The 23,676-nt window shown below is 64.0% G+C and carries 23 protein-coding genes and 1 pseudogene; 9 read left to right on the top strand and 15 right to left on the bottom strand.

Going from position 1 to position 23,676, the window contains the following annotated elements; all coding sequences use genetic code 11:
- Positions 1-26: 26 nt before the first annotated feature.
- From prmC to X751_RS158560, 4 genes are all read right to left on the bottom strand, one after another.
- Entirely contained in the window at positions 27-905 is an 879-nt protein-coding gene (prmC, locus tag X751_RS158545; protein ID WP_023686669.1) for a peptide chain release factor N(5)-glutamine methyltransferase, read from the bottom strand.
- On the bottom strand, positions 898-1,977 hold the full coding sequence (gene prfA / locus X751_RS158550; protein WP_023686670.1) for a peptide chain release factor 1: 1,080 nt from the start codon (positions 1,975-1,977) through the stop codon (positions 898-900). The genes prmC and prfA overlap by 8 nt, the downstream gene beginning before the upstream one ends.
- A gap of 8 nt (positions 1,978-1,985) precedes the next feature.
- A complete protein-coding gene (gene ptsP, locus X751_RS158555) occupies positions 1,986-4,256 on the bottom strand; it encodes a phosphoenolpyruvate--protein phosphotransferase (RefSeq protein WP_023672972.1) in 2,271 nt (756 codons plus the stop codon).
- An 83-nt stretch (positions 4,257-4,339) separates the two neighbouring features.
- On the bottom strand, positions 4,340-5,662 hold the full coding sequence (locus X751_RS158560; protein ID WP_023744035.1) for an aspartate kinase: 1,323 nt from the start codon (positions 5,660-5,662) through the stop codon (positions 4,340-4,342).
- Between the two features lie 245 nt (positions 5,663-5,907).
- On the opposite strand from X751_RS158560, the gene X751_RS158565 reads away from it, so the two are divergent.
- From X751_RS158565 to X751_RS158580, 4 genes are all read left to right on the top strand, one after another.
- Entirely contained in the window at positions 5,908-7,749 is a 1,842-nt protein-coding gene (locus X751_RS158565) for a CHASE3 domain-containing protein (protein WP_023731038.1), read from the top strand.
- Positions 7,746-8,045, top strand: coding sequence for a hypothetical protein (locus X751_RS158570; protein ID WP_050588469.1), 300 nt, complete (start codon positions 7,746-7,748; stop codon positions 8,043-8,045). Before X751_RS158565 ends, X751_RS158570 begins: the two co-directional genes overlap by 4 nt.
- A gap of 85 nt (positions 8,046-8,130) precedes the next feature.
- On the top strand, positions 8,131-8,880 hold the full coding sequence (ubiG, locus tag X751_RS158575) for a bifunctional 2-polyprenyl-6-hydroxyphenol methylase/3-demethylubiquinol 3-O-methyltransferase UbiG (RefSeq protein WP_023672976.1): 750 nt from the start codon (positions 8,131-8,133) through the stop codon (positions 8,878-8,880).
- Between the two features lie 23 nt (positions 8,881-8,903).
- Entirely contained in the window at positions 8,904-9,236 is a 333-nt protein-coding gene (locus tag X751_RS158580) for an MmcQ/YjbR family DNA-binding protein (protein WP_023685781.1), read from the top strand.
- A gap of 87 nt (positions 9,237-9,323) precedes the next feature.
- On the opposite strand, the gene X751_RS158585 is transcribed toward X751_RS158580, so the two are convergent.
- Positions 9,324-10,214: a DMT family transporter gene (locus tag X751_RS158585; protein WP_023735167.1), complete on the bottom strand. Its 891-nt coding sequence runs from the start codon at positions 10,212-10,214 to the stop codon at positions 9,324-9,326.
- A gap of 101 nt (positions 10,215-10,315) precedes the next feature.
- Between X751_RS158585 and X751_RS158590 the strand changes: the two genes are divergently transcribed.
- A complete protein-coding gene (locus tag X751_RS158590) occupies positions 10,316-10,801 on the top strand; it encodes a MarR family transcriptional regulator (protein ID WP_023672979.1) in 486 nt (161 codons plus the stop codon).
- Positions 10,802-10,805: 4 nt separating this feature from the next.
- Here X751_RS158590 and X751_RS158595 read toward each other — a convergent pair whose 3' ends face one another.
- The 4 genes from X751_RS158595 to X751_RS158610 form a co-directional block, all read right to left on the bottom strand.
- Positions 10,806-11,231 carry a DUF1178 family protein gene (locus X751_RS158595; protein ID WP_023672980.1) on the bottom strand — a complete coding sequence of 142 codons (426 nt, stop codon included), beginning with the start codon at positions 11,229-11,231 and terminating at the stop codon, positions 10,806-10,808.
- Complete coding sequence (locus X751_RS158600) at positions 11,228-12,094, bottom strand: carbon-nitrogen hydrolase family protein (protein WP_023672981.1); 867 nt, start codon at positions 12,092-12,094, stop codon at positions 11,228-11,230. The genes X751_RS158595 and X751_RS158600 overlap by 4 nt, the downstream gene beginning before the upstream one ends.
- Before the next feature lie 86 nt (positions 12,095-12,180).
- Positions 12,181-12,462, bottom strand: a complete 282-nt coding sequence (grxC, locus tag X751_RS158605; protein WP_023672982.1) for a glutaredoxin 3 — start codon at positions 12,460-12,462, stop codon at positions 12,181-12,183.
- A gap of 22 nt (positions 12,463-12,484) precedes the next feature.
- A complete protein-coding gene (locus X751_RS158610) occupies positions 12,485-13,243 on the bottom strand; it encodes a ComF family protein (RefSeq protein ID WP_245265765.1) in 759 nt (252 codons plus the stop codon).
- A gap of 99 nt (positions 13,244-13,342) precedes the next feature.
- Between X751_RS158610 and X751_RS158615 the strand changes: the two genes are divergently transcribed.
- Complete coding sequence (locus tag X751_RS158615) at positions 13,343-14,221, top strand: methyltransferase domain-containing protein (RefSeq protein WP_023744033.1); 879 nt, start codon at positions 13,343-13,345, stop codon at positions 14,219-14,221.
- 12 nt (positions 14,222-14,233) lie between these two features.
- Here X751_RS158615 and X751_RS158620 read toward each other — a convergent pair whose 3' ends face one another.
- The 5 genes from X751_RS158620 to argJ form a co-directional block, all read right to left on the bottom strand.
- Positions 14,234-14,416 (bottom strand): Flp family type IVb pilin, encoded by a 183-nt coding sequence (locus X751_RS158620; RefSeq protein WP_023672984.1) that lies wholly within the window; start codon positions 14,414-14,416, stop codon positions 14,234-14,236.
- A 127-nt stretch (positions 14,417-14,543) separates the two neighbouring features.
- Positions 14,544-14,852, bottom strand: coding sequence for a hypothetical protein (locus X751_RS158625; protein ID WP_023744032.1), 309 nt, complete (start codon positions 14,850-14,852; stop codon positions 14,544-14,546).
- 97 nt (positions 14,853-14,949) lie between these two features.
- Positions 14,950-15,366, bottom strand: coding sequence for an 8-oxo-dGTP diphosphatase MutT (gene mutT, locus X751_RS158630; protein WP_023685791.1), 417 nt, complete (start codon positions 15,364-15,366; stop codon positions 14,950-14,952).
- The gene (locus X751_RS158635) at positions 15,363-16,112 is read right to left on the bottom strand and encodes a GNAT family N-acetyltransferase (protein ID WP_023713717.1); all 750 of its coding nucleotides are present in this window, start codon (positions 16,110-16,112) and stop codon (positions 15,363-15,365) included. Before X751_RS158635 ends, mutT begins: the two co-directional genes overlap by 4 nt.
- A 29-nt stretch (positions 16,113-16,141) precedes the next feature.
- A complete protein-coding gene (gene argJ, locus X751_RS158640; RefSeq protein ID WP_023727008.1) occupies positions 16,142-17,383 on the bottom strand; it encodes a bifunctional glutamate N-acetyltransferase/amino-acid acetyltransferase ArgJ in 1,242 nt (413 codons plus the stop codon).
- Between the two features lie 169 nt (positions 17,384-17,552).
- Between argJ and X751_RS158645 the strand changes: the two genes are divergently transcribed.
- On the top strand, positions 17,553-18,782 hold the full coding sequence (locus tag X751_RS158645) for a caspase domain-containing protein (RefSeq protein WP_023744031.1): 1,230 nt from the start codon (positions 17,553-17,555) through the stop codon (positions 18,780-18,782).
- Positions 18,783-18,921: 139 nt separating this feature from the next.
- The gene (locus tag X751_RS158650; RefSeq protein WP_023714960.1) at positions 18,922-19,509 is read left to right on the top strand and encodes a TetR/AcrR family transcriptional regulator; all 588 of its coding nucleotides are present in this window, start codon (positions 18,922-18,924) and stop codon (positions 19,507-19,509) included.
- A gap of 44 nt (positions 19,510-19,553) precedes the next feature.
- On the opposite strand, the gene X751_RS158655 is transcribed toward X751_RS158650, so the two are convergent.
- Complete coding sequence (locus tag X751_RS158655) at positions 19,554-20,474, bottom strand: peptidylprolyl isomerase (RefSeq protein WP_023744030.1); 921 nt, start codon at positions 20,472-20,474, stop codon at positions 19,554-19,556.
- 244 nt (positions 20,475-20,718) lie between these two features.
- On the opposite strand from X751_RS158655, the pseudogene secA reads away from it, so the two are divergent.
- Positions 20,719-23,462, top strand: a pseudogene (gene secA, locus X751_RS01000000163550) (preprotein translocase subunit SecA).
- The last annotated feature ends 214 nt before the right edge of the window (positions 23,463-23,676 follow it).

The following is a 23,676-nucleotide window of genomic DNA, read 5'->3' as shown; positions in this document are numbered from 1 at the left end:
ATTGCCAAGCGCTTTTTTGCACTGCATCAAGGCTTTCCCTGTTCAAACATAAGAACCCTGTCGTTTCCGCCAAGATCGACGAATGCCCCGGCCAGCCTGTAGCCGGCTGCCGCGAATATGTCTCTGACCTCATTGCGCTGCGAGTGGCCGATCTCGACCGCTATCTTGCCTTCTGCTTCCAGAAACTTTGCCGCCTCGGCGGCGATGATCCTGTAGGGGCCAAGACCGTCCACACCGCCATCAAGGGCTCTGTGCGGATCGAAATCGCGGACTTCGTCCTGCAGATTTCCAATGTCTCCAGACGATATATAGGGAGGGTTTGCGGCAATTACATGGTATCGGCCCGAAACTTTTTCGAACCAGTCGGAATGCAGCCCCACGAACCGGCCGGCGAGTCCGAGTTGCTCGGCATTACGTATCGCGGTTGCCAGCGCGTCTTGTGAAATATCGACCCCGGTGGCGGTCGCGGCCGGAACCGCGCTGAGCAGCGCCAGCGCAATCGCGCCGGTACCGGTGCCGAGATCGAGGATACGGCATTCCCCCAGCCTTTCGGCCGTCGCGCCGGCAAAAGGCAGGATCGCCTCGACCAGCGTTTCGGTGTCCGGCCGCGGCTCCAGCGTTTCCGGCGACAGCGACAGCCGCAGGCCGTAAAACTCGCGAAACCCGAGGATGCGGTGAACCGGTTCGCCGGCCATGCGGCGCTGCAGAGCAGCGCCGATTGCGGCAACCGCACCCGCATCGACCGTCCGTTGCGGGTCGGCGATCGCCTGCGTACGGTCCGTGCCGGAAAAATGCTCGACGATAAGCCTGGCATCCAGCGCCGGGTCGGAAAGGCCGGCCGCGGCAAGCCGCTCCCGCGCCACCCGCAACAACGGCCCGAGCGCGCCGGGCAACATGTCAGCCATCGAAGCCGATATCGGCGAGCAGCTTCGACTGATGGTCGGCGATCAGCGCATTGATGACCTCATCGAGCTCGCCCATCATCACCCGGTCGAGCTTGTAGAGCGTCAGGTTGATACGATGGTCGGTAAGGCGGCCCTGCGGGAAGTTGTAGGTGCGGATGCGCTCCGAACGGTCGCCCGAACCAACCTGCGATTTGCGTGACTCCGAGCGCTCCTCGTCCGCCTTGCTGCGCTCGAGGTCGTAAAGCCGCGCACGCAGAATCTGCATGGCTTTCGCCCGGTTCTGATGCTGCGACTTCTCCGCCTGCACCACCATGATGCCGGTCGGCAAATGGGTGATGCGCACCGCAGAATCGGTGGTGTTGACGTGCTGGCCGCCCGAACCCGAGGCGCGCATCGTGTCGATACGGATGTCTTCGGCGCGAATGTCGATGTCGACCTCTTCGGCCTCCGGCAGTACGGCAACCGTCGCCGCCGAAGTGTGGATGCGCCCGCTGGCCTCGGTCGCCGGCACGCGCTGCACGCGGTGCACGCCGGATTCAAACTTCAGATTGGCAAAGACTCCCCTACCGGAAATGGTGGCGATGATTTCCTTGAAGCCGCCGGCGTCGCCGTCGCTGGCCGACACCGTCTCGAAGCGCCAGCCGCGTTCGGCGGCATAGCGCTCATACATGCGAAACAGGTCGCCGGCGAACAATGCCGCCTCATCGCCGCCGGTGCCGGCGCGGATTTCAAGGATGGCGTTCTTGTCGTCGGCCGCGTCCTTGGGCAACAGCAGGATCTGGATGTCCTTCTGCAGCTCTTCGATTCGCGCTTCGACGCCCGGCAAATCTGCCTCCGCCAGGGCCCGCATCTCGGCGTCGGTGCCCTTGTCGGCAAGCATCGCCTCGAGGTCGGCTTGCTCGCGCTCGACTGAGCGCAGTTCCCTGACCTTGGCCACCATGTCCTGCAGCTCGGCATATTCGGAAGCCATCTTCACATAGGCATCGGCTGCCGGGCCGGCCGACATCTGCGCTTCGAGCATCTCGAAACGCTTGACGACCTGATCCATACGCTCGCGGGGAAGATTGACCATGGCTAATGCTATAGCGGGATGGAGCGGTCGTCGGCGAAGGCCTGCAGCAGCGCTCGCATCGGCAGCCCTTGAGCTGGCGCCATCAGATTGTCGGCAAAGAAAGCCTCCAATTCCTCCAGTGGCAGTTCGGTCAACATCGCCTTGACCGGGCCGATCGAGGCTGGAGACATCGAGATCGAGCGGTAGCCGAGGCCGATCAGCGCCATGGCGGAAATGGGTTTTCCGGCAAGCTCGCCGCACAGCGTCACCGGCGTGTGGTTGCGAACCCCGGCGTCGGCGATCTGCTTCAGAACCCGCAGGAACGGCGTCGACAGCGTGTCGAAGCGGTCGGAGAGCTGCGTGTTCCCCCGATCGACCGCCATGACGAACTGGAACAGGTCGTTGGAGCCGACCGAGACGAAATCGACCGCCTTCATCAACTCGTCGAGCTGGAACAGCAGCGACGGCACTTCCAGCATGGCGCCCACCTTGAGGCTGGTCGGCAGATGGTGGGCAAAGCGGGAGAGATGCCGCACTTCGCGGTCGATGATCTCGCGCGCCTGGGCGATTTCGCCGAGCTCGGTCACCATCGGCAGCATCAGCTTCAGTTCGCGCCCGCCGCAGGCCTTCAGCAGAGCGCGGATCTGGGTCCTGAGCAGACCCGGCCGGTCGAGCGTCAGCCGGATCGCGCGCCAGCCGAGCGCAGGGTTTTCTTCCTGGACAGCGCCCTTGAAGTAGGGCAGCACCTTGTCGCCGCCGATGTCGATGGTGCGGAAGGTGACCGGCTTGCCACGCGCCGCGTCCAGCACGTCGCGGTAGAGCCGCTCCTGCGCCTCGGCGCGCGGGAAGGTCGAGGCGACCATGAACTGCAATTCGGTGCGGAACAGGCCGATGCCGGCCGCACCCGCCTCGGCCAGCTGCGGCAGGTCGACGGCCAGGCCCGCATTCATCAGCAGGTCGACCTGGACGCCGTCCTTGGTCACCGACGGCTTCTTGCGCAGTTCCCGGTAGACTTCCTGCCGGCGCGCCCGGAAGCGCACTTTTTCGGCATAGGCAGCTTCGAGGTCGGGCTGCGGCCGCAGATGGATGGTGCCTTCCTCGCCGTCGACGATGATGGCATCGCCGTTTTCCGCCATGGAAACGGCGCCCTTCATCTGGCCGGCGACCGGAATGCCCATGGCGCGCGCTACGATGACGACATGGCTGGTGGCAGCGCCGTCTTCCAGCACCACGCCGCGCAGCTTGTCCCTGGGATAATCAAGCAGTTCGGCCGCGCCCATCGAGCGCGCGACCAGGATGGCATCCTTCGGCAGTGACGCCGCGACGTCGTCAGGCCCGCGCCCCATCAGCTGGCGCAGCAGCCGGTTGGCGAGATCGTCGAAGTCGCTCATCCTCTCGCGCAAATAAGGATCGGTCATGTGCAGCATGCGGGCGCGCATGTCGCTCTGCACCTTTTCCACCGCCGCTTCCGCCGTCAGGCCGTTGCGGATCGCCTCTTCCAGCCGGCGCACCCAGCCGCGGTCGTTGGCAAACATGCGATACGCCTCGAGCACCTCGCGATGTTCTCCCTCGAAGGCGACATCGCGCCGCTCCAGCATGTCGTCGATGGAAAGCCTGAGCGAACCGAGCGACGTCTCCAGCCGGCGCACCTCTTCCTCACTGTCCTCGTTGAACAGATTGGTGACGACGATGCGTGGCTCATGCAGCACGACATGGCCGAGGCCGACACCCTCGTTGAAGGACAGGCCGGTAAAGCTGACGGGACGGCGCAGGTCGAGTTCGAGGCCGGGCCGGGTCAGGCGCGCGAGATCGCCGGTGGCGATCATCTCGGCGATCACCATGGCGGTCGTTTCCAGCGCCTCGACCTCGTCGTCGCGGTAGTGGCGCATGGTCTTGTTCTGCACCACCAGCACGCCGAGCGTGCGCCCTGCCCTTAGTACCGGCACGCCGAGGAAGGAATTGTAGATCTCTTCGCCGGTCTCCGGCAGGTAGGCGAAGGCCGGATGTTCCTGCGCATTGGAGAGGTTGAGCGGCCGCGCGCTGGCGGCAATGGTGCCGACGAGGCCCTGCCCCAGCCGCAGCTGCGCCAAATGGACGGCGTTCGGGTTCAGACCTTCGGTGGCATAGAGTTCGAGCACCGAATCGGCGCGCAGCACATAGAGCGAGCAGACCTCGGCGACCATGTTGGAGGCGATGTCGCGCACGATCCGGTCGAGCCGCTCCTGCGGCTCCAGCGGCTCCTGCATGAGCTCGCGGAGCCGTTTCAGCAGAACGCGCGGGCCACTGGCCGTATCACGCATCGCGGCTTCTTCTCCAATGGGCATTTTGCCCGCCGCAGTTTCCACTGCCACCGGCGCACACGCAACAACTCAAATCGCTCTCGCTACTGCTTATCCAGACCGTACACGGAATGCAAAGTGCGAACCGCGAGTTCCGTGTAGGGACCGTCGATCAGTATCGAAATCTTGATCTCGGAGGTGGTGATGGCGCGGATGTTGATCGCCTTGTCGGCCAGCGCCTTGAAAGCGGTGGCGGCCACACCGGCATGGCTGCGCATGCCGATGCCGATGACCGAAACCTTCGACATGCCGGCTTCCGACTGCACCACGTCATAGCCGATCGAAGCCTTCAGACGCTCCAGCACGGCCAGCGCCTTGTCCACGTCGCCGGACGGCACGGTGAAGGTCATGTCGGTGAACTTGCCGTCCTCTGAGATGTTCTGGACGATCATGTCGACATTGATGTTGGCCTCGGCCAGCGGGCCGAAAATGCCGGCGGCAACGCCCGGGCGGTCGCCAACGCGGCGCAGAGAAATCTGCGCTTCGTCCTTGGCGTAGGCAATTCCGGTGACGACCTGCTGTTCCACGATCTCTTCCTCGTCGCAAATAAGCGTTCCCGGAGGATTGAGCAAATCCCCCATTCCGGGCGCATCGGGATCGTCGAAGGACGACCGCACGAACGTACGCACCCTGTGCACCATGGCAAGCTCGACCGAGCGCACCTGCAAGACCTTGGCGCCGAGCGAGGCCATTTCGAGCATTTCCTCGAACGAAATCTTGCTGAGCCGCCGCGCCTTCGGCTCGATCCGCGGATCGGTGGTGTAGACGCCGTCGACATCGGTGTAGATGTCGCAGCGGTCGGCCTTGACCGCCGCGGCAATGGCCACCGCGCTTGTGTCGGAGCCGCCGCGGCCGAGCGTGGCGATGCGGTTGTCCGGGCCGATGCCCTGGAAGCCGGCGACGACAGCCACCTGGCCCTCGCCGAAGCGCTTGATCAGGAACGCGCCGTCAATTTCGAGGATGCGCGCCGCGCCATGCGCGTTGTCGGTCTTGATCGGGATCTGCCAGCCCTGCCAGGAGCGGGCATGGACGCCCATATTCTGCAGTGTGATCGCCAGCAGGCCGGCAGTCACCTGCNCCTGCCAGGAGCGGGCATGGACGCCCATATTCTGCAGTGTGATCGCCAGCAGGCCGGCAGTCACCTGCTCGCCCGAGGCGACCACGGCGTCATACTCGCGCGCGTCGTGCATGGGCGAGGCTTCGCGCGTCCAGCCAACCAGTTCATTGGTCTTGCCCGCCATCGCCGAAACCACGACAGCGACCTCATGGCCGGCATCGACCTCGCGTTTGACGTGACGCGCCACATTGCGGATGCGGGCGATGTCGGCGACGGAGGTTCCGCCGAATTTCATCACGATGCGCGCCATGGAAGCGAAATGCCTTTGACTGAAGCCGGCCCAGGACCGAAAGGGGAAGTAAGCGCTCGACAGAAGCCGGCCGCTGAATGCGCGCCTCCTTAGCCAAATGATGACGGTTTCGCAAGGCTGGCGGCGGATGCCGGCTTCAGGATCGCGGCATATTGCGTTCGGCCCCGCCGCCGCTTACCAAATGCTGCCCGCGGGAAACTCCTTTTGGTCCGGCATATCGAATGATTGTTCGCCTTCGACGCGCCATGCGGTGGCAATCGCTGCCGCTGTTCATCGGCTTCGCCGTGCTGGCGTTGATCGTCGGCACACGCGCCGTGCTGGTCGAGACCCAGAGAGCCAATCGTGAGGCCGCGCGCGAGGCGGTCGAGTATCAGGAATTGCTTTCCGGTTTGCTTGCCATGGCTCAGGAGGCCGAGACCAGCCAGCGCGGCTATCTCCTGACCGGCGAGAAATCCTACCTCCAGCCTTATCGGCAGGCGGTCGACGCCATTCCGGGCCAGCTTGCGCGCATCGACGGCATGACCGCGCCGGACGACGAACTCGTGCAGCAGATCAACCACGTCAAGGACGCGCTTTCACAAAACCAGGCCGAATTGGCTGAGACGATTGCACTCTACGATCGCGGCGATGCGGCAAAAGCTCTGGAACTGGTCCGCAGCGGCCAGGGCAAGGCCGCCATGGACCAGATCCGGGCCAGCATGGACACGATCCGGCGCATTGGCGGCGCAGCCATCGCCGCGCGCGACGCTCATACCGACCGGGTCGAAAACTGGCTGCGAATCGGCTCGATAGCGGCGCTGCTGGCGATCTTCCTGCTTGGCGCCTACACGGTTCGCCTTTCGCGCCGCCGGTTCCGCGCAGTGGCCATCGCCCAGGAAGAGCTGATGCGCAAGAACATCGAGCTCGGCAACGAAATCCAGACGCGTGAAAAGGCCGAATCACAGATCCGCCAGATGCAGAAGATGGAGGCTGTGGGCCAGCTGACCGGCGGTATCGCCCACGATTTCAACAACATGCTGGCGGTGATCATCAGCGCCATGAACCTCGCCCAGCGCAAGCTGACGCGGGGCGAGCACGACATCATGAAATTCATCGAAGCGGCGACCGATGCGGCGACCCGGGCCGCAAACTTGACGTCACGGCTGCTTGCCTTCTCGCGCCAGCAGCCGCTCGCGCCTCAGGTTGTAGACGCCAATCGTCTGGTCGCCGGCATGTCGGACCTGCTTCGGCGGGCGCTCGGCGAAACCATCCGCATCGAAACCGTGCTGGCTGGCGGCCTGTGGAAGACCCATGCCGATCCGAGCCAGCTCGAAAATGCCATTCTCAACCTGGCGGTCAATGCGCGCGACGCCATGGGCGAGGACGGCAAGATGACCATCGAGACCGCCAACAGCCACCTCGACGAGGGCTACGCCGCCACCCATGCCGAGGTCAAAGCCGGCCAGTATGTAATGATTGCGGTCAGCGACACCGGCGCCGGCATGCCGGCGGACGTCATGGAGCGGGCTTTCGAGCCATTTTTCACCACCAAGCCAGTCGACAAGGGCACCGGCCTCGGGCTGAGCCAAGTGTTCGGCTTCGTCAAACAGTCCGGCGGACACGTCAAGATTTACTCGGAACCCGGCCAAGGCACCACGATCAGGATCTACCTGCCGCGCTTCTTCGGCCCGGAAGAGGCCGCCATATCTTCGGAACGAGCCGGAAATCCTGCCGTGCCGGTCACCGAAACCATCCTTGTCGTGGAGGACGATCCACGCGTGCGGGCTTCCACCACGGATGCCATGCGCGAACTCGGCTACACCGTCATTCATGCCACAAGCGGCCAGGAAGCGCTGGAAAAGCTGGGCGACAACCCTGGTGTGGCGCTCATGTTCACCGATATCGTCATGCCGGTGATGAATGGCCGCAAGCTCGCCGAGGAGGCGCTGGCGCGCATGCCGAAGCTGAAGGTGATCTTCACCACCGGCTTCACCAGGAACGCCGTCGTCCACAATGGCGTGCTCGACCATGACGTGCATTTCCTGGCCAAGCCCTTCACCATCGAGCAGCTGGCGGCGAAATTGCGCGACGTGCTGGACGCAAAATGACCGAGGCCCTGGAAATCGTCACCTTTCGCCTCAAGCCTGGAGCGGAAGCGGGCTTTGCCGCCGCCAACAACCTGGTCGCCGACTGGCTGGCGCGGCAACCTGGTTTCGTAAACCGCTGCCTGGCGCGGCGGGACGATGGCAGCTGGGTCGATGTCGTGCGCTGGCGAAGTCGCGAGCAGGCTCTCGCCGCCGCCGGCCGCATCATCGCCGAGATCGGCGATTGCGAAGCGATGCGGGCCATCGATCCCGCGAGTGTTGAGATGGGACATGCGGCGATTGTGATCTCGAGGCCCTAGGTCGACTTGCCAGCAGTCGCATAAAACCGGCCTTGACTTTCTTGCCCCGGCACCCGACTTCCTAGCGTCCGAGGAGACCCGCCCCATGCCAGAGGCCCGACGATCGACAATCGATGCCGGAGAAGTGGAACGCTTTTCCGCGCTTGCCGCCGAATGGTGGAACCCGAACGGCAAATTCCGTCCGCTGCACAAATTCAACCCGGTCCGGCTGGCCTATATCCGGGACCAGGTGGCGGCGCGCTTCGGCCGCGATCCGCGGGCGGCGCGGCCGTTCGAAGGCCTGCGTTTCCTCGATATCGGCTGCGGTGGTGGGTTATTGTGCGAGCCGATGGCAAGGCTTGGAGCCGAAGTGGTCGGCGCCGACGCCTCGGCAACCAACATCGAGGTGGCGAAGCTGCACGCGGCCGAAGGCGGCGTGACGGTGGATTATCGCGCTACGACCGCTGAGGATTTGGCCGATTCCGGCGAGAAATTCGACGTCGTCCTCAACATGGAAGTCGTCGAGCATGTTGCCGATGTCGACCTGTTCATCGGCAAGTGCGGCGAAATGGTCAAGCCCGGCGGCATCATGTTCGTGGCCACCATCAACCGCACGCTGAAGGCACTGGGCCTGGCCATCATCGGCGCCGAATATGTGCTGCGCTGGCTGCCGCGCGGCACCCACCAGTTCGGCAAGCTGGTGCGGCCCGAAGAGCTTGAAAAGGCGCTCGGCAGCGCCGCCATGACCATCATCGACCGCACCGGCGTGACCTACAATCCTCTCGCCGACCGCTGGGCACGCTCCAAGGACATGGACGTCAACTATATGGTGCTGGCGGAAAAACGATCGGTCTGAACGAAGGGGCGGCCGTGGACACTATGAGGGCCCGAGAGCTGGCGCTCGATCTTCCCGAAACGGTCGAGCAATCGCATTTCGGCAAGGCTGACTTCCGCGTCCGCAACCGTATCTTCGTCTCGCTGCCCGAAGCCGACCGTGCTGTCGTCAAGCTCGACCGGGACCAGCAAGAGATGATGGCCGCGGCTGAGCCATCGGTTTTCAGGCCCGTGACAGGCGGCTGGGGCCAAAAGGGATGGACGTCGATCATGCTCGAAGCCTGCGACGAACAGACATTCCGCAGCGCCGTTCGGACGGCCTGGCGAAACGTCGCCCCGCCGGCGCTACGGAAGCGCCTCGACGCGAGCCAAATTTAAGCTTGAGCAGTTCGAGCAAAGTGTGAAGCGGTTTTCCCGGGAAAAGCGCATAGCGCTTTGCCTAGGGAATTGCGTAAACCAAAGACCCTATGCCTTCTGGCTCTGCGCCTTGGTGGTGATGATCACGCCGATGGTGATGATCACCGCGCCGGCCCAGGTCAGCAACTGGTAGTGCTCGCCGAGGAAGATGGTTCCGGCAAACAGGCCGACGGCCGCCGCCACATAGCCGATCTGGCTGAGATAGACCGGACCGCCCACGGCCTGCAGCCGGAAGAAGAAGGCAAACATCGCCGAGGCCGAAGCGACTTGCGCCACGACAACCAGCGGCACGGCCCTGAGCGGGGCGAAAGCGCCGACGCCGAACAGCGTGAGAATGCCGATCAGCAGCAGCGTCGCCGAGGCCAGGTGGCTGCCGACGGCCAGTTCGATCGGACCGGTGCCTTCGGGCCAGTCGACGGTGCGATAGATATTGCCGGCGGCAAGGCTGACCGGGATCAAAAGTCCGACCAGCACCCAGTAGACATCGGCCGGCTGGCCGGCCTCGCCGCGCGTCACCGCCACCATGACGGCGCCGATGAAGCCGACGGCGATACCGATACTGCCGAGCGTATTTGGCCGTCGAACGCCGAGCAGGATCGAAAACACCAGTGTGATGACCGGCGACAGCGTGAACATGATGCCGGTATAGCCGGCGCCGAGATGCGGGATAGCCGAAAACATCAGCAGATTGGGCACGGCGTAGGACACGGCGGCGGTGATGAAGAAATAGCGCAGTCTGTGCGACGTGAGCCGCATGCGCTCGCCGTTCGCGAGCAACGGGCACAGCAGCACGCCCCCGGCGCCGAACGAGATGACGAAGGCCCAGACCATGGCCGGAACGCCGGCAGCCGTCGCCAGCTTGCCGAACGGCAGGGTCAGGCCGAGCAGGCCGCCGGTGACGACCAGCAGGCCAAGCGCCGATTCCCAGAGAAATTTCATCGGATGGTCCCGTCACTCACTTGCGGCACTGGGTCGAAACTGTATCTTGAGGTAGCATACCACAAAGATTCTTAACGTCAAGATACTTAGCGGTGAGACAGATGGATCGCGCGGCAAAGGCGGTGGAGCAATGGAAGCGGGAACGGCCGGACCTGGAGGTGTCGCCAATGCTGGTGCTTGGGCGGCTGAACGAAGCCTCGTCGCTAATCGCCCGCGAGCGCCTCGCCCCGCTGTTTGCCCGTTTCGGACTGCAGGCCGGCGAATTCGATGTGCTGGCGACGCTGCGCCGCTCCGGCCAGCCCTACGCGCTGACACCGACCGCTCTATACGAGGCGACGATGGTGACCTCCGGCGCCATGACCAACCGGCTCGACCGGCTTGAGAAGGCCGGACTGATCCTGCGCGGCCCGCACCCCAACGACCGGCGTGGCATTGTCGTGCAACTGACCGAAAAAGGTCTGGCCTTGATCGACGAAGCCCTGACCGCCCACGTCGCCAACGAGCATGAAATCCTCGCCGGGCTCACCGGCACGGAGCGGGGGGCACTGGCTCAGTTGCTTGGCAAATTGATCGATAGCGCCAGCTGATCGCTCAATTGCGCTCCTCGGGAAAACTCGGGATCGGCATGAAATCGATGCCATCCTCGGCCAAGCTCTTGGCTTCGTCCAACGTCGCCTCGCCATAGATGCCGCGCGCATCGCTCTCGCCGAAATGGATCTTGCGCGCTTCTTCGGCAAACTTGTCGCCGACATAGTCGGCATTCTCGCGCACCTTCTCGGCCATCGCCTTCAGTTGCGCCAAAGCCTGCTTCTGGGTTTCGCCCATGGCCAGCGCAATTGTTTCCTGCTTCCGCGCGGTGGAGACGGCTGGCGCCATCAGCGCCTTTTGCACCTTGTGCGAGCCGCAGCTCGGGCAATCGACGAAGCCGCGCTTCTTCTGCGTGTCGAAATCGTCATTGCTGCGAAACCAGCCCTCGAATTCGTGCTCGTGCTCGCAGATCAGGGCAAAGCGGATCACGAAGCCGCGCCCCTGAGCCGCGGCGCTTCCACTGCGCCGGCATTGACGGCAAAATCACGCGCGTTCTTGAGATTGGGGATTTTCTTACGCGCGGCCGACGACTGCGCCGTGTCGATCTCGGCGATGATCACCTCCGGATCGTCATGGTCGGCCTCGGCGAGAATTCGACCCCATGGGTCGACGATCAGCGAATGGCCATAGGTTTCGCGGCCATCCTCATGCAGGCCACCTTGTGCTGCAGCAACCACATAGGCGCCGTTCTCGATGGCACGGGCTCGCAGCAGCACATGCCAGTGCGCCTCGCCGGTCTGGCGGGTGAAGGCGGCAGGCACCGACAAGAGGTCGGCGCCGGCCATCGCCTCGGCGCGGAACAGCTGTGGAAAGCGTAGATCGTAGCAGACGGCAAAGCCGAGACTAGCGCCGTCGATCTCGGTGACGACGGCCTCGGTGCCCGGCTCATAGGCGGCGGATTCGCGCCAGCTCTCGCCATTGTCGAGGTCGACATCGAACATGTGGATCTTGTCGTAGGTGGCAAGGGTGGCGCCGTCCGGCCCAAACAGCAGCGCCCGGTTGGCGAGCTTGCCGTCGGTGCGCAGGATGGCGGTCGAGCCGATGTGCAGGAAGACGCCGAGTTCGCTGGCGAGCTTGCGCGCGGCCGCCACGACGATGTCCTTGTCTTCCAAGGTGAAGGAAGCAGCCCTGGCTTCCTTGTCGCGGATCAGCGCACCGGTCATTTCCGGGGTCTGGATGTAGGTTGCACCGAGGCCTGCCGCTTCGCGCACCAGCCGTTCGAGATCCACCGCGTTGCGCTCGGGGCTCTCGCCCGAACGCATCTGGATCGCCGCCGCCTTGAAAATACCCATCGTCACGTCCTCTTTGAGCAATTCCAGGAAAAGTGTGTAACGGTTTTCCGTCCGGAATTGCGTAAAAACAAAGACATAGAGCGGCGCTACGAACCGCTCTTTGTCGTCGAGCCGTTGGCAAGCAGCCTATCCAGCTGCCCCCGTGCCTCCAACTCGTGGAGGTCGTCGGAGCCGCCGACATGCGTGTCGCCGATGAAAATCTGCGGAAAGGTCGAGCGGCCATGCGCCCGCGAAATCATTTCCTGGCGCAATTCCGGCGAAAACGAAGCGTCATGCTCGGTGTAGGCGACGCCCTTGCGGTCGAGCAACCGCTTGGCCGCTGCGCAATAGCCGCACATCATACGGGTGTAAATCGTCACATCGAGCATCGGTCCGTGCCTTTCTTTGACCTTATATAATCGCGGACTCGTCGGCCCGAAAGTCCCCCGGCAGGACACGCGCAAAGGTCAGCACATCGACCGCTCCGGCGCCGCCCTTCTTCAGCGCCTTGGCGACCGAGCGCACGGTAGCGCCGGTGGTGTAGACATCGTCGACCAGAAGCACGCGGCGCCCAGTGATCTCGATTTCGGCTTCCGCAGGCACACGGAAGGCGGCGCGCACATTGTCCTCGCGCTCCTGCCGCTCCAGCCCGACCTGCTGGCGCGTGAGCTTGACGCGCCGGACCGCCGAGGGCGAGAAAGGCAGCCCGCTAAGCTGCGCAACCGCCCTTGCCAACTCCGCCGACTGGTTGAACTGCCGCCGAAAGAAGCGCCGCCAGTGCAGCGGCACCGGTACGACGACATCGGCGTCTGCAATTACCTCAGCGCCGGCGCGCAGCATCCAGCGCGCCATCCACGGCGCCAGATCGGTGCGATCCTGGTATTTCAGACCTTGCACCATCTGGCCGGCGACACCTGAATAGGCCACGGCCGCCCGCGCCCGCTCGAACGGCGGCGGATCGGCGATCGCCTCGGCCGACAGGAATCCCTCGCCCATATCGTGCGTGAATGGCGTGCCCATCACCGCGCACCATGGCCGCTCCAGCAGCCTGAGTTTCGGCCAGCAGGCACCGCACAAAACGCCGGGTTGCGAGACGTGCCTGCGACAGCCGGCACAGACCGGCGGGAACAGCATCCGCGCCGGCCAGTCCAACATGGCCAGTTTCAACATGGTTTGAGCGAGGCTCTTGATCTCCATCACCGGATCGGCCACGTGGTTTTGTCGTCCGCGCCAGGATATCACTAGACGGACAAACAGGGATGTCTACCGTTGCAGCCGATCATCGATACTGAACTTTGGCTGGTGCGCAAGCGCAGGGCGCTGGCCCACCCCGTAGCCGGCGCGGATTTTCTGATGCGGCGGGCGGCGGAAGACCTTGCCGACCGGCTCGGCGCGGTCGAGCGGAAATTCGGCAAGGCCGCGGTGCTGTTTTGCCAGACGCCGGACGCAACGGACGTGGTCGCTGCAAGCGGCAAGGCAGCGGAGATCGTGCGCGTCGAGGCAGATCCAGCGTTTCTGGACGGCCGGCCAGGGCTGATAGCACCGCTGGAAACAGTGCCGTTCCAGCCGGAAAGCCTCGACCTCGTCGTTTCACTTCTGTCGTTGCAGGCGATGAACGACATTCCCGGCATGCTGGTGCAGATCCGCCGCGCTCTGCGGCCCGACGGGCTTTTCCTCGGCGCCTTTGCCGGCGCCGGCACGCTTTCCGAATTGCGCGAAAGCCTGCTCGCCGCCGAGACCGAACNCGAACTCTATGGCGGCGCCAGCCCGCGTGTCATCCCCTTCACCGATGTTCGCGACGCCGGCGCACTGCTGCAGCGCGCCGGACTGGCGCTGCCGGTGGCCGACGTCGAATCGGTGACCGTCCGCTACGATACCCTCTTCGACCTCATTGCCGATCTCAGGGCGATGGGCGAAACCAGCGCGCTGACTGATCGCAGCCGGCGACCGGGAGCGCGAAAGCTTTTTACCCGTGCCGCCGAAATCTATGCCGAACGCTTTTCGGACGCTGATGGCCGCATCAGGGCAAGCTTTTCCATCGTCTGGATGTCGGGCTGGGCGCCCGATGCCTCGCAGCAAAAGCCCTTGAAACCGGGTTCGGCGAAGGTCTCGCTGAAGACGATACTGGAAAACCCCGGCGGGCGGTGACGGCGCTCCGGATCAGTGCTCGGCGAAGGCGTTTGCGAGCCTGCTGTTGTTGTCGCTGAACAGAAACTGGATCGCATTGCTGGCCTTGCCGACACCCCCGACGATGGCAAGCGACAGCACCGCAACGATCAGGCCATATTCAATGGCCGTGGCGCCTGTTTCGTCCTGCAAAAATCGGCGCAGCAATGGCTTCATGATCGTCGATCCCTCTCATCCCCGACCATATCGCCGACCTGTTAAGAAAGGTTAACGGCACAAGCTTAACAGGCTGTGAAATGGGCCTGCGTTGAGGAAGTTCTCAAGCTGGTGTCCACCTTGTTGGTCAGCAGTCGCCGCTGCGTTGGCCGTCGGCGCGGATGATGCAGACTGAGCTCGGTGAGGGCTGCAGCACACTTCTGCGCAGCGTATAGGTGGCCCGCGAGCCGATCGAACCCGTGCTCATCGGGTCGAGACCGCCTGCAAGAGCATCGCAGCTGGATGATCGCGTCTGGTTGTCCAGCACGGGGACCGCGATCAGCGCCAGCGCCACTGCGGCCGAGCCGAACAACAGCGTGACGCGCAATAAGCCGACGCCGGCGGCGCGAAAGCTGCGATCTGGCCGGATCGAGTCCCATTCCCTGTCGAGGCTCATGCAATCGCTCCCCGCGAACCCGCTTTGCCGCAATTTTTCACGACGAGATAAATCTTCCATTAACGCTGGCTAGATCAGACCGCGAAATGGCTTTGTATCACAACAGGTCGATGAGGAACTGGATCAGCGGCGCGTCGGCCGGCGGCATGGGATAGTCGCGCATCTGCTTTGGCCGCACCCATTTCAACGCCTGCCCTTCCCTGGGCTGCGCGATGCCGCGGAAGCGGCGGCAGACGAACAGGGGCATCAGGAGATGGAAATCATCATAGGAATGGCTGGCGAAGGTGAGCGGCGCCAGGCAAGGAATGTCGGTCTCGATGCCGATTTCTTCCTGCAGTTCGCGGATCAGGCATTGTTCCGGCGTCTCGCCTGGCTCTACCTTGCCGCCGGGAAATTCCCACAGGCCGGCAAGCTGTTTGCCCTCGGGCCGCTGCGCCAGAAGCACCCGCCCATCGGTATCGACCAGCGCGCACGCGGCGACCAGCAGCAGGCGTTTGCCGGTGATCTCGCTCATGCGCCCGGCGGCCGGCGATAGTGGTAGCGATAGACTTCGTCGAAGCCCAGCGAGCGATAGAGCGCCAGCGCCGGCGCATTGCCGGCCTCGACCTGCAGCCAGGCTTCGCGAGCGCCACGCAGCCTCGCCCACTTCAGCGCCGACAGGATCAGGTTGCGGCCATGGCCCTGATTGCGCGCCGACTTGGCGGTGGCGATCTCGAACAGACCGGCAAGATCGCCGTCATGGACGCAGATCAGCACCGCCAGAGGGTCGGCCCCTTCCTCCAGCGCAAACAGCCCGACTTCGGGTTGGATGGCGCCGATGATTTCCGAAAGACCGGGCCGCAGCGATGCATCCGAGCCGCTGACCTTGAGCGACGCGCCGAGAAAGCGGCTGATATCCTTCAGCGGAATCTGGTCCATGGCCGGCGCCAGTTGCGCGTCTGCCAGCGGCAGCCGCATCACCAGGGATTCGTCGAATGTGCTCCAGCCCTCATTGTCGAGATGCTTGGCCAGGTCCGGCCCCGACAGCGGCGAGATGCGGAAGGTCAGCGGCCTGCCATAGGCGTCGAAGCGCCGGCTGGCGCGGCCGATGCGCTCGGCAATGTGCTGGGTGTCGCCGGGATCGAGCGGGTTGACCGAGTTCAGCCGCTTGGCCGGATGGCCGGCTGTCAGCCGCACCACCCAGGTGCCGTCATAATGCACGGCCGCCGCCGGCCAGGCGCGAAAACCCGCCGCCTCGTAGCGGCGCACGATGGCCAGCATGCTTGCCGGATGCCTGGAAGCCAACTCCATCAGCTCCGGTAATCGCCATTGATGGCGACATATTCCTTGGTGAGGTCGCAGGTCCACACCGTCGCCTTGCCGCGGCCGATACCGATATCGGCGCGGATGCGAATGTCGTCGCGCTTCATATAGGCCGAGGTCGCTTCCTCGGAGTAGCCCGGGTCGCGTTCGCCCTCATGCGCCAGACGGTTGTCGCCGAACCAGATCGACAGCCGGTCGCGATCGGCCGGCTCGCCGGCCTTGCCGACGGCCATGACGACGCGGCCCCAATTGGCGTCCTCGCCGGCAACCGCCGTCTTGACCAGCGGCGAATTGGCGATGGACAGCGCGATGCGCTTGGCCGAGCGCGCCGATTTGGCGCCGGTAACGGTGACTTCGACCTGCTTGCGGGCGCCCTCGCCGTCGCGCACCACCTGCAGCGCCAGCGATTTGAGCACCTTGCCCAGCGCCCGGCGGAACGCGCCGAGACGCGCATCCTTGGGATCGCTGATGGCGGGCGCGCCGCGCTTGGCAGCGGCTCCGGTGGCGAACAACAGCAGCGTGTCGCTGGTCGAGGTGTCGCTGTCGACGGTGACGGCGTTGAAGGTCTTGGCGGTGCCGCGCGACAACAAGTCCTGCAGCACGGGGGCGGCGATCGGCGCATCGGTGGCGATGAAGGACAGCATAGTCGCCATATCGGGCGCGATCATGCCGGCGCCCTTGGAGATGCCATTGATGATGACGTCGGTGTCGCCGAGCTTGACCGTCGCTGTCGCCACTTTCGGATAGGTGTCGGTTGTCATGATGGCCTTTGCCGCCTCGGTCCACAGATCCGGCTTGCCGTCCTTGACCAGTCCGGCCAGCAAATGGCTGAATTTGGTGGTGTCGAGCGGCTCGCCGATTACCCCGGTAGAAGCGAGGAACACTTCGCCTGGCGTGCAGCCTGCGGCCTTGGCCGCGGCCTCGCCGGTCAGTTGGGTGGAGGCGCGGCCCTTCTTGCCGGTGAACGCGTTGGCGTTGCCGGAATTGACCACAAGCACCCGCGCCTTGCCGGCGCCAAGGTTCTCGCGGCAGAAGTCGACCGGCGCCGAGGGGCATTTCGACTTCGTGAACACGCCGGCAACCGCTGTGCCGGCATCGAAGACTATGGCCAAGAGGTCGGTACGGTTCTTGTACTTGATCCCGGCCTCTGCGGTGGCGATGCGCACGCCCTCAATGGCAGGCATTTTGGGATATTTCTTCGGCGCGAGCGGCGAAATCGTTGCGGACATTGGGGACCTCGGGCGACGGAAAAACGCTGGGCGAAGGCCGGTTTGCCCGATAGCACGGCCCGGCGCAAGGGCGTTTTCTTGGCCGCCGCTGTGGGCAAGCCACCAGGGATTAAGCTTGCATTTCAAATCCGTTGGCGTCGGCGGGGCCTCTGGCGTTATGATATCGGCCATGGGCAGGCTGGTGATCTTGGCGGTGGCGTTTATGGGGCTTTTGGTCCTGAGCGCCGATGCGCAGCCGGAACGGCGCGTGGCGCTGGTCATCGGCAATGGCACCTATGCCGAAGCCGGCACGCTCACCAATCCGGTCAACGATGCGCTCGATATTGCCGGCAAGCTGCGCTCGATCGGCTTCGACGTCATCGAGGGCAACGATCTCGGCAAGCGCGAACTCGAGCGCAAGATCGGCGAATTTTCCGATGCGCTGGAAGGTGCGGGCGTCGGGCTTTTCTATTACGCCGGCCACGGCCTGCAGGTGGAAGGGCGCAACTACATCGTGCCGGTCGACGCCCGGCTCGACATGCCGGTCAAGCTGCAGCTCGAAGCCGTGCCGATCGACGAAGTCCTCGACATCATGGAGCAGCAGACCAAGGTCAGCCTGGTTTTCCTTGACGCCTGCCGCAACAATCCCTTTGCCCGCAGCCTGAGCCGCACCGCCACCACGCGCTCGGCAACGGCGCTTGCCGGTCTGGCGCAGTTCGATTCGACGCGCGGCTCCTTCATCGCCTTCTCGACGGCGCCAGGCGCTGTCGCCATGGACGGCACCGGGCGCAATTCGCCGTTCGCCGCCGCCCTGCTGCGACACATGGCCGAGCCCGGCCAGAGCATCAACGACATGATGATCGCGGTGCGCCGCGACGTGGTCTCCGAAACCCGCGAGGGACAGCGCCCATGGGAACAGGGTTCGCTGCTCGAACGGTTTGAGTTTGTGCCCGGCGGCGAAACGGTTGCACAGCCGAAGCCCGCCGTCCCCCCGGCGCCCGAAACAAAGGTTGCGGCACTCGAACGGTCTGTAGGCGACGACAAGACCGCAATCGAGAAATTCCTGCGCGACGACTATCTTGCGCCCGATGCCGCGGCGATCGGCGAGACCGTCAAGCGGCTCTATGCGCCTTCCGCCACCATCTTCGGCACGCGCTATGACAGCGACGCCGTCGTCAAGCTCAAGACGGACTGGTTCGCGCAATTTGCATCCTGGTCGTTCAGTCTCGAGCCCGGCAGCCTCAATGTGACGCGGCAGGGCGAGAACCGCGCCGAAGCCGTGTTCGCGATGAGCTACGACTATATGTCGAAAGACAAATCGGCGGCGCGCATGACCGGCAAGGCACGCGTCACGCTTGGGCTGGTGAAGAGCGACGGCCAGTGGCGGATCGCCTCGGAAACCTCGCAAGCGATGAACTGAAAATCCCCGCGCAGGGCGAACGTGAGGCCTGCTTCTACAAGCGCTGGAAACGGGCCGTTTCGTTTGCCTGCCAGCTCACCTATATTGCCGGCGAGATTGTTGGCCAGGATTGCCGGCGAGATTGCTGGCGAGGACAGACATGGGCGAGGATCCGGCGCGCAGATCGATCGGGGCGCGGCGCAACCCAGACAGCGCCGAGGCCATTCTCGAGGCCGCGGAGGCGGTGCTGGTCGAGGCCGGCTATGCCGGCTTCTCCATAGAGGCCGTGGCGCGGCGGGCGCGCGCCGGCAAACCCACGATCTATCGCTGGTGGCCGAGCAAGGCGGCCTTGCTGTTAGAGGTCTACAAGCGGCAAAAGCGTGTCGACGTCCCCGATACCGGCAGTCTCGAAGACGACCTCGTCGGTTTCCTGAGGAACCTCTTCGCGCATTGGCGCGACACATCCTCGGGCAGCGTATTCCGCTCGCTGATCGCCGAGGCCCAGTCGGACGAAGCGGCGGCCGCGGCCCTGACTGGCTATGCCGATGGGCGCGTGTCCCACACCGCTCGGATCATCGAGCGCGCCAAAGCGCGCGGCGAGGTTGCGGCCGATATCGACGCAGCGCTGGTCGCCGACCTCATCGCTTCCTATGCCTGGAAACACCTTTTGACCAACCGGCTGGACGAAGATGAGGCGACAATCCTTGCCACTGTCCGCTATGTGATGTCAGGCATCTCCCGCAATTGAAAAGGGCGCCGAACGGCGCCCTTTGCATGTTTTCGGTGCCGGCCTTACTTGCCGGCTTCCATCGTGTCGACGGCCTTCTTCAGATTGGCGTCGGGGATTTCAACCTTTGCGTCGCCGCGCAGCTGCTTGACCAGTGCGAAATACTTGTCGCGGATCACCGCCTGCTTGGCCTGGTCCTTGACGTCGTCGAAGGCCGGCGGCTGTTTGGTGCGCTTGTCCTCGAGCTTGATGACATGCCAGCCGAATTGCGTTTGCACCGGCTCCTTGGTGTATTTGCCGATTTCGAGCGCAACTGCCGCCTTGTCGAATTCCGGCACCATCTGCCCCGGGCCGAACCAGCCGAGATCGCCGCCATTGGTCTTGCCCGAGGGATCGCTGGTATGCTCGTTGGCGAGCTTCTGGAAGTCGGCACCGCCATCGAGCTGCTTGATGATCGCCTCGGCCTCTTCCTTCGTCTTCACGAGGATGTGACGGGCATGAATCTCATTGACCGGCGGCGTGCTGGCGATTTCCTGGTCGTAGCGGGCGCGCACCTCGGCATCGGTAACCTTGTCGACGACGCCCTTCTCGACCATCTCGCCATGCAGCGCGCGCTGCTGCAGGAACGCCATGCGGCGCTGGAATTCGGGATCCTTGTCGAGCCCGGTAGCGACCGCCTGGGCGGCCATGACGCGGATTTCGATGGCCGCCGAAAGGGCGGCGGCGCGGCGCTGCTCGGGTGGCAACTGCGAGAACTGCTGCGACAGCTCGCCCTCGGCAAGCCCAAGGTCCGCCTCGGTCAGCTTCTGGCCATTGACGGTAGCGATAACGGCGTTCGGATCGACGGGGGCTGCCGCCGGCGCTGCTGCGGCATCGGCCGGGGCGGGAGCGGCTTCCTGGGCCATCAGCGGAGACAGCGACAGGGCCGACAGGCCGAAGGCCAGGCCAAGGCTGGCGAGCGACGCACGGCGAAACAGTAAGGACATCAAGATTAACTCCAAGGGGGGATTGGTAGGGCTTGCAGATCAGCCGGATTGTGGCGGAATTTGGCGCTGCCCATAGGGCTAACGCGGCGTTGACATCAGTTGAGCCCCCTCTTATCTGTCCAACGACTTTGCGTCCAGAACCGTTTTCCGGGCGCTTTTTGTGTTTGTCCGCGTTTCACGCGGAATTGATGGGGCCGGCCGGCGCTCATCTCAAAATTGAGAATTCTATCGAAAGGACCATCGGATGGTCAGTCTCGGCGGTCTCGCCCGTAAGGTTTTCGGTTCCTCCAACGATCGTCGCGTAAAATCGACCCGGCCGCGTGTCGAGGCGATCAACGCCATGGAAAACGAGATGCGGGCGCTGTCCGACGCCGAGCTTCAGGCCCGCACGGAAAAATTCCGCCAGGATATCGCCAACGGCGCTACGCTCGATGACCTGCTGGTGCCGGCCTTCGCCACCGTCCGCGAGGCATCCCGCCGCGTGCTCGGCATGCGCCCGTTCGACGTGCAGCTGATCGGCGGCATGGTGCTGCACAATGGCGGCATCGCCGAAATGCGTACCGGCGAGGGCAAGACCCTGGTCGCCACCCTGCCCGTTTATCTCAACGCGCTTGCCGGCAAGGGCGTCCATGTCGTCACCGTCAACGACTATCTCGCCACCCGCGACTCCGAATGGATGGGCCGCGTCTACAAATTCCTCGGCCTCTCGGTTGGCGTCATCGTCCATGGCCTGTCCGACGAGGAACGCCGCGTCGCCTACGCGTCCGACGTTACCTATGCCACCAACAATGAGCTCGGCTTCGACTATTTGCGCGACAACATGAAGTATGAGCGCGCGCAGATGGTGCAGCGCGGCCACAATTACGCGATTGTCGACGAAGTCGATTCCATCCTGGTCGACGAGGCGCGCACGCCGCTGATCATTTCCGGTCCGCTCGAGGACCGTTCGGAAATGTACAACACCATCGATGCCTTCATGCTGCAGCTCGGCCCGGCCGACTACGAGATCGACGAGAAGCAGAAGACCTCGATCTTCACCGAGGAAGGCACCGAGAAGCTGGAAAACCTGCTGCGCGCGGCCGGCCTGCTCAAGGGCGAGTCGCTCTATGACGTCGAGAACGTCGCCATCGTCCACCACGTCAACAACGCGCTGAAGGCGCACCGGCTGTTCCAGAAGGACAAGGACTACATCGTCCGCAACGACGAGATCGTCATCATCGACGAATTCACCGGCCGCATGATGCCGGGCCGCCGCTATTCGGAAGGCCTGCACCAGGCGCTCGAAGCCAAGGAGCATGTGGCGATCCAGCCGGAAAACCAGACGCTGGCATCCGTCACCTTCCAGAACTATTTCCGCCTCTACAAGAAGCTGTCCGGCATGACCGGCACGGCGCTGACCGAGGCCGAGGAGTTCGGCAACATTTACGGCCTCGAAGTCACCGAGATCCCGACCAATCTGCCGGTCATCCGCAAGGACGAGGACGACGAGGTCTACCGGACGGTCGAGGAGAAGTACAAGGCGATCGTCAAGGAGATCAAGGAAGCGCGCGCCAAGGGCCAGCCGACGCTGGTCGGCACCACCTCCATTGAAAAATCCGAGCAGCTGGCCGAGCGCCTGCGCAAGGAAGGGTTCAAGGATTTCGAAGTGCTGAACGCCCGCCATCACGAGCGCGAAGCGGCCATCGTCGCCCAGGCCGGCAAACCCGGCGCCATCACCATCGCCACCAACATGGCGGGACGCGGCACCGACATCAAGCTCGGCGGCAACGCCGAGATGCGCATCGAGGACGAACTGGGCGACATGCCTGCTGGTCCCGAGCGCGAGGCGCGCGAAAAGGAAATCATTGCCGATGTCGAGCGCCTGAAGGAAAAGGCGCTGGCCGCCGGCGGCCTCTACGTGCTGGCCACCGAGCGCCATGAATCGCGCCGCATCGACAACCAGCTCCGCGGCCGCTCCGGCCGCCAAGGCGACCCCGGCCGTTCGAAATTCTTCCTGTCGCTGCAGGACGATCTGATGCGCATCTTCGGCTCCGAGCGCATGGACGGCATGCTGCAGAAGCTTGGCCTCAAGGAAGACGAGGCCATCATCCATCCGTGGATCAACAAGGCGCTGGAAAAGGCGCAGAAGAAGGTCGAAGCGCGCAACTTCGACATCCGCAAGAACCTGTTGAAATACGACGACGTCTCGAACGACCAGCGCAAGGTGGTGTTCGAGCAGCGCATCGAATTGATGGACGGCGAAGGCCTGTCCGAGACGATCGCCGAGATGCGCGAAGGCGTCATCGAGGAGATCGTCACCAAGAACATCCCCGAAAACGCCTATGCCGAGCAGTGGAACGTCGCCGGCCTCAAGGCCGAGGTCGCCGAATTCCTCAATCTCGACCTGCCGGTCGAGGACTGGGTCAAGGAAGAAGGCATTGCCGAGGACGACATCCGCGAGCGCCTGACCAAGGCCGCCGACGCCGCCGCCAAGGAGCGCGCCGAGCGCTTCGGCCCCGACGTGATGAGCTATGTCGAACGCTCGGTGGTGCTGCAGACGCTCGATCATCTGTGGCGCGAGNGTGGCGCGAGCACATCGTCAACCTCGACCATCTGCGTTCGGTCGTCGGCTTCCGCGGCTACGCCCAGCGCGATCCGCTGCAGGAATACAAGAGCGAGGCGTTCGAGCTGTTCCAGGCGCTGCTCGGCAATCTGCGCCAGGCCGTCACCGCGCAATTGATGCGCGTCGAACTGGTCCGCCAGGCCGCCGAAGCGCCGCCGCCCGAAGCGCCTGAAATGTTCGGCAGCCACATTGACGGCACCACGGGCGAGGACGATTTCGAGGGTGGCGAGACCGCACTTCTGGTCCGCCAGGAGAGCAACGCCATTGTCGCTCCTGAAGACCGTGATCCGAACAACCAGGCGACCTGGGGCAAGATCGGCCGCAACGAAGCCTGCCCCTGCGGCTCAGGCAAGAAATACAAGCACTGCCATGGCGCGTTTGCTTGATCATTAGGTCGGCGGGACAGCACCCCCCTCTGGCCTGCCGGCCATCTCCCCCTCAAGGGGGGAGATCAGCAGCTTCGGCGCCGTAACTTTCTTTCAATTTCGACAATTGGCGAAAGCCACAGTGACAGCCAATCTCCCCCCTTGAGGGGGAGATGTCCGGCAGGACAGAGGGGGGCGCGAAGGATCGCGACCTCTCAGTCGAAATTTTAAAACA

The organism is Mesorhizobium sp. LNJC394B00, assembly GCF_000502555.1.
Classification (GTDB): Bacteria; Pseudomonadota; Alphaproteobacteria; order Rhizobiales; family Rhizobiaceae; genus Mesorhizobium.
Note: the sequence above shows the minus strand (reverse complement) of the source record. Positions and strands in the feature narration are given on the sequence as shown.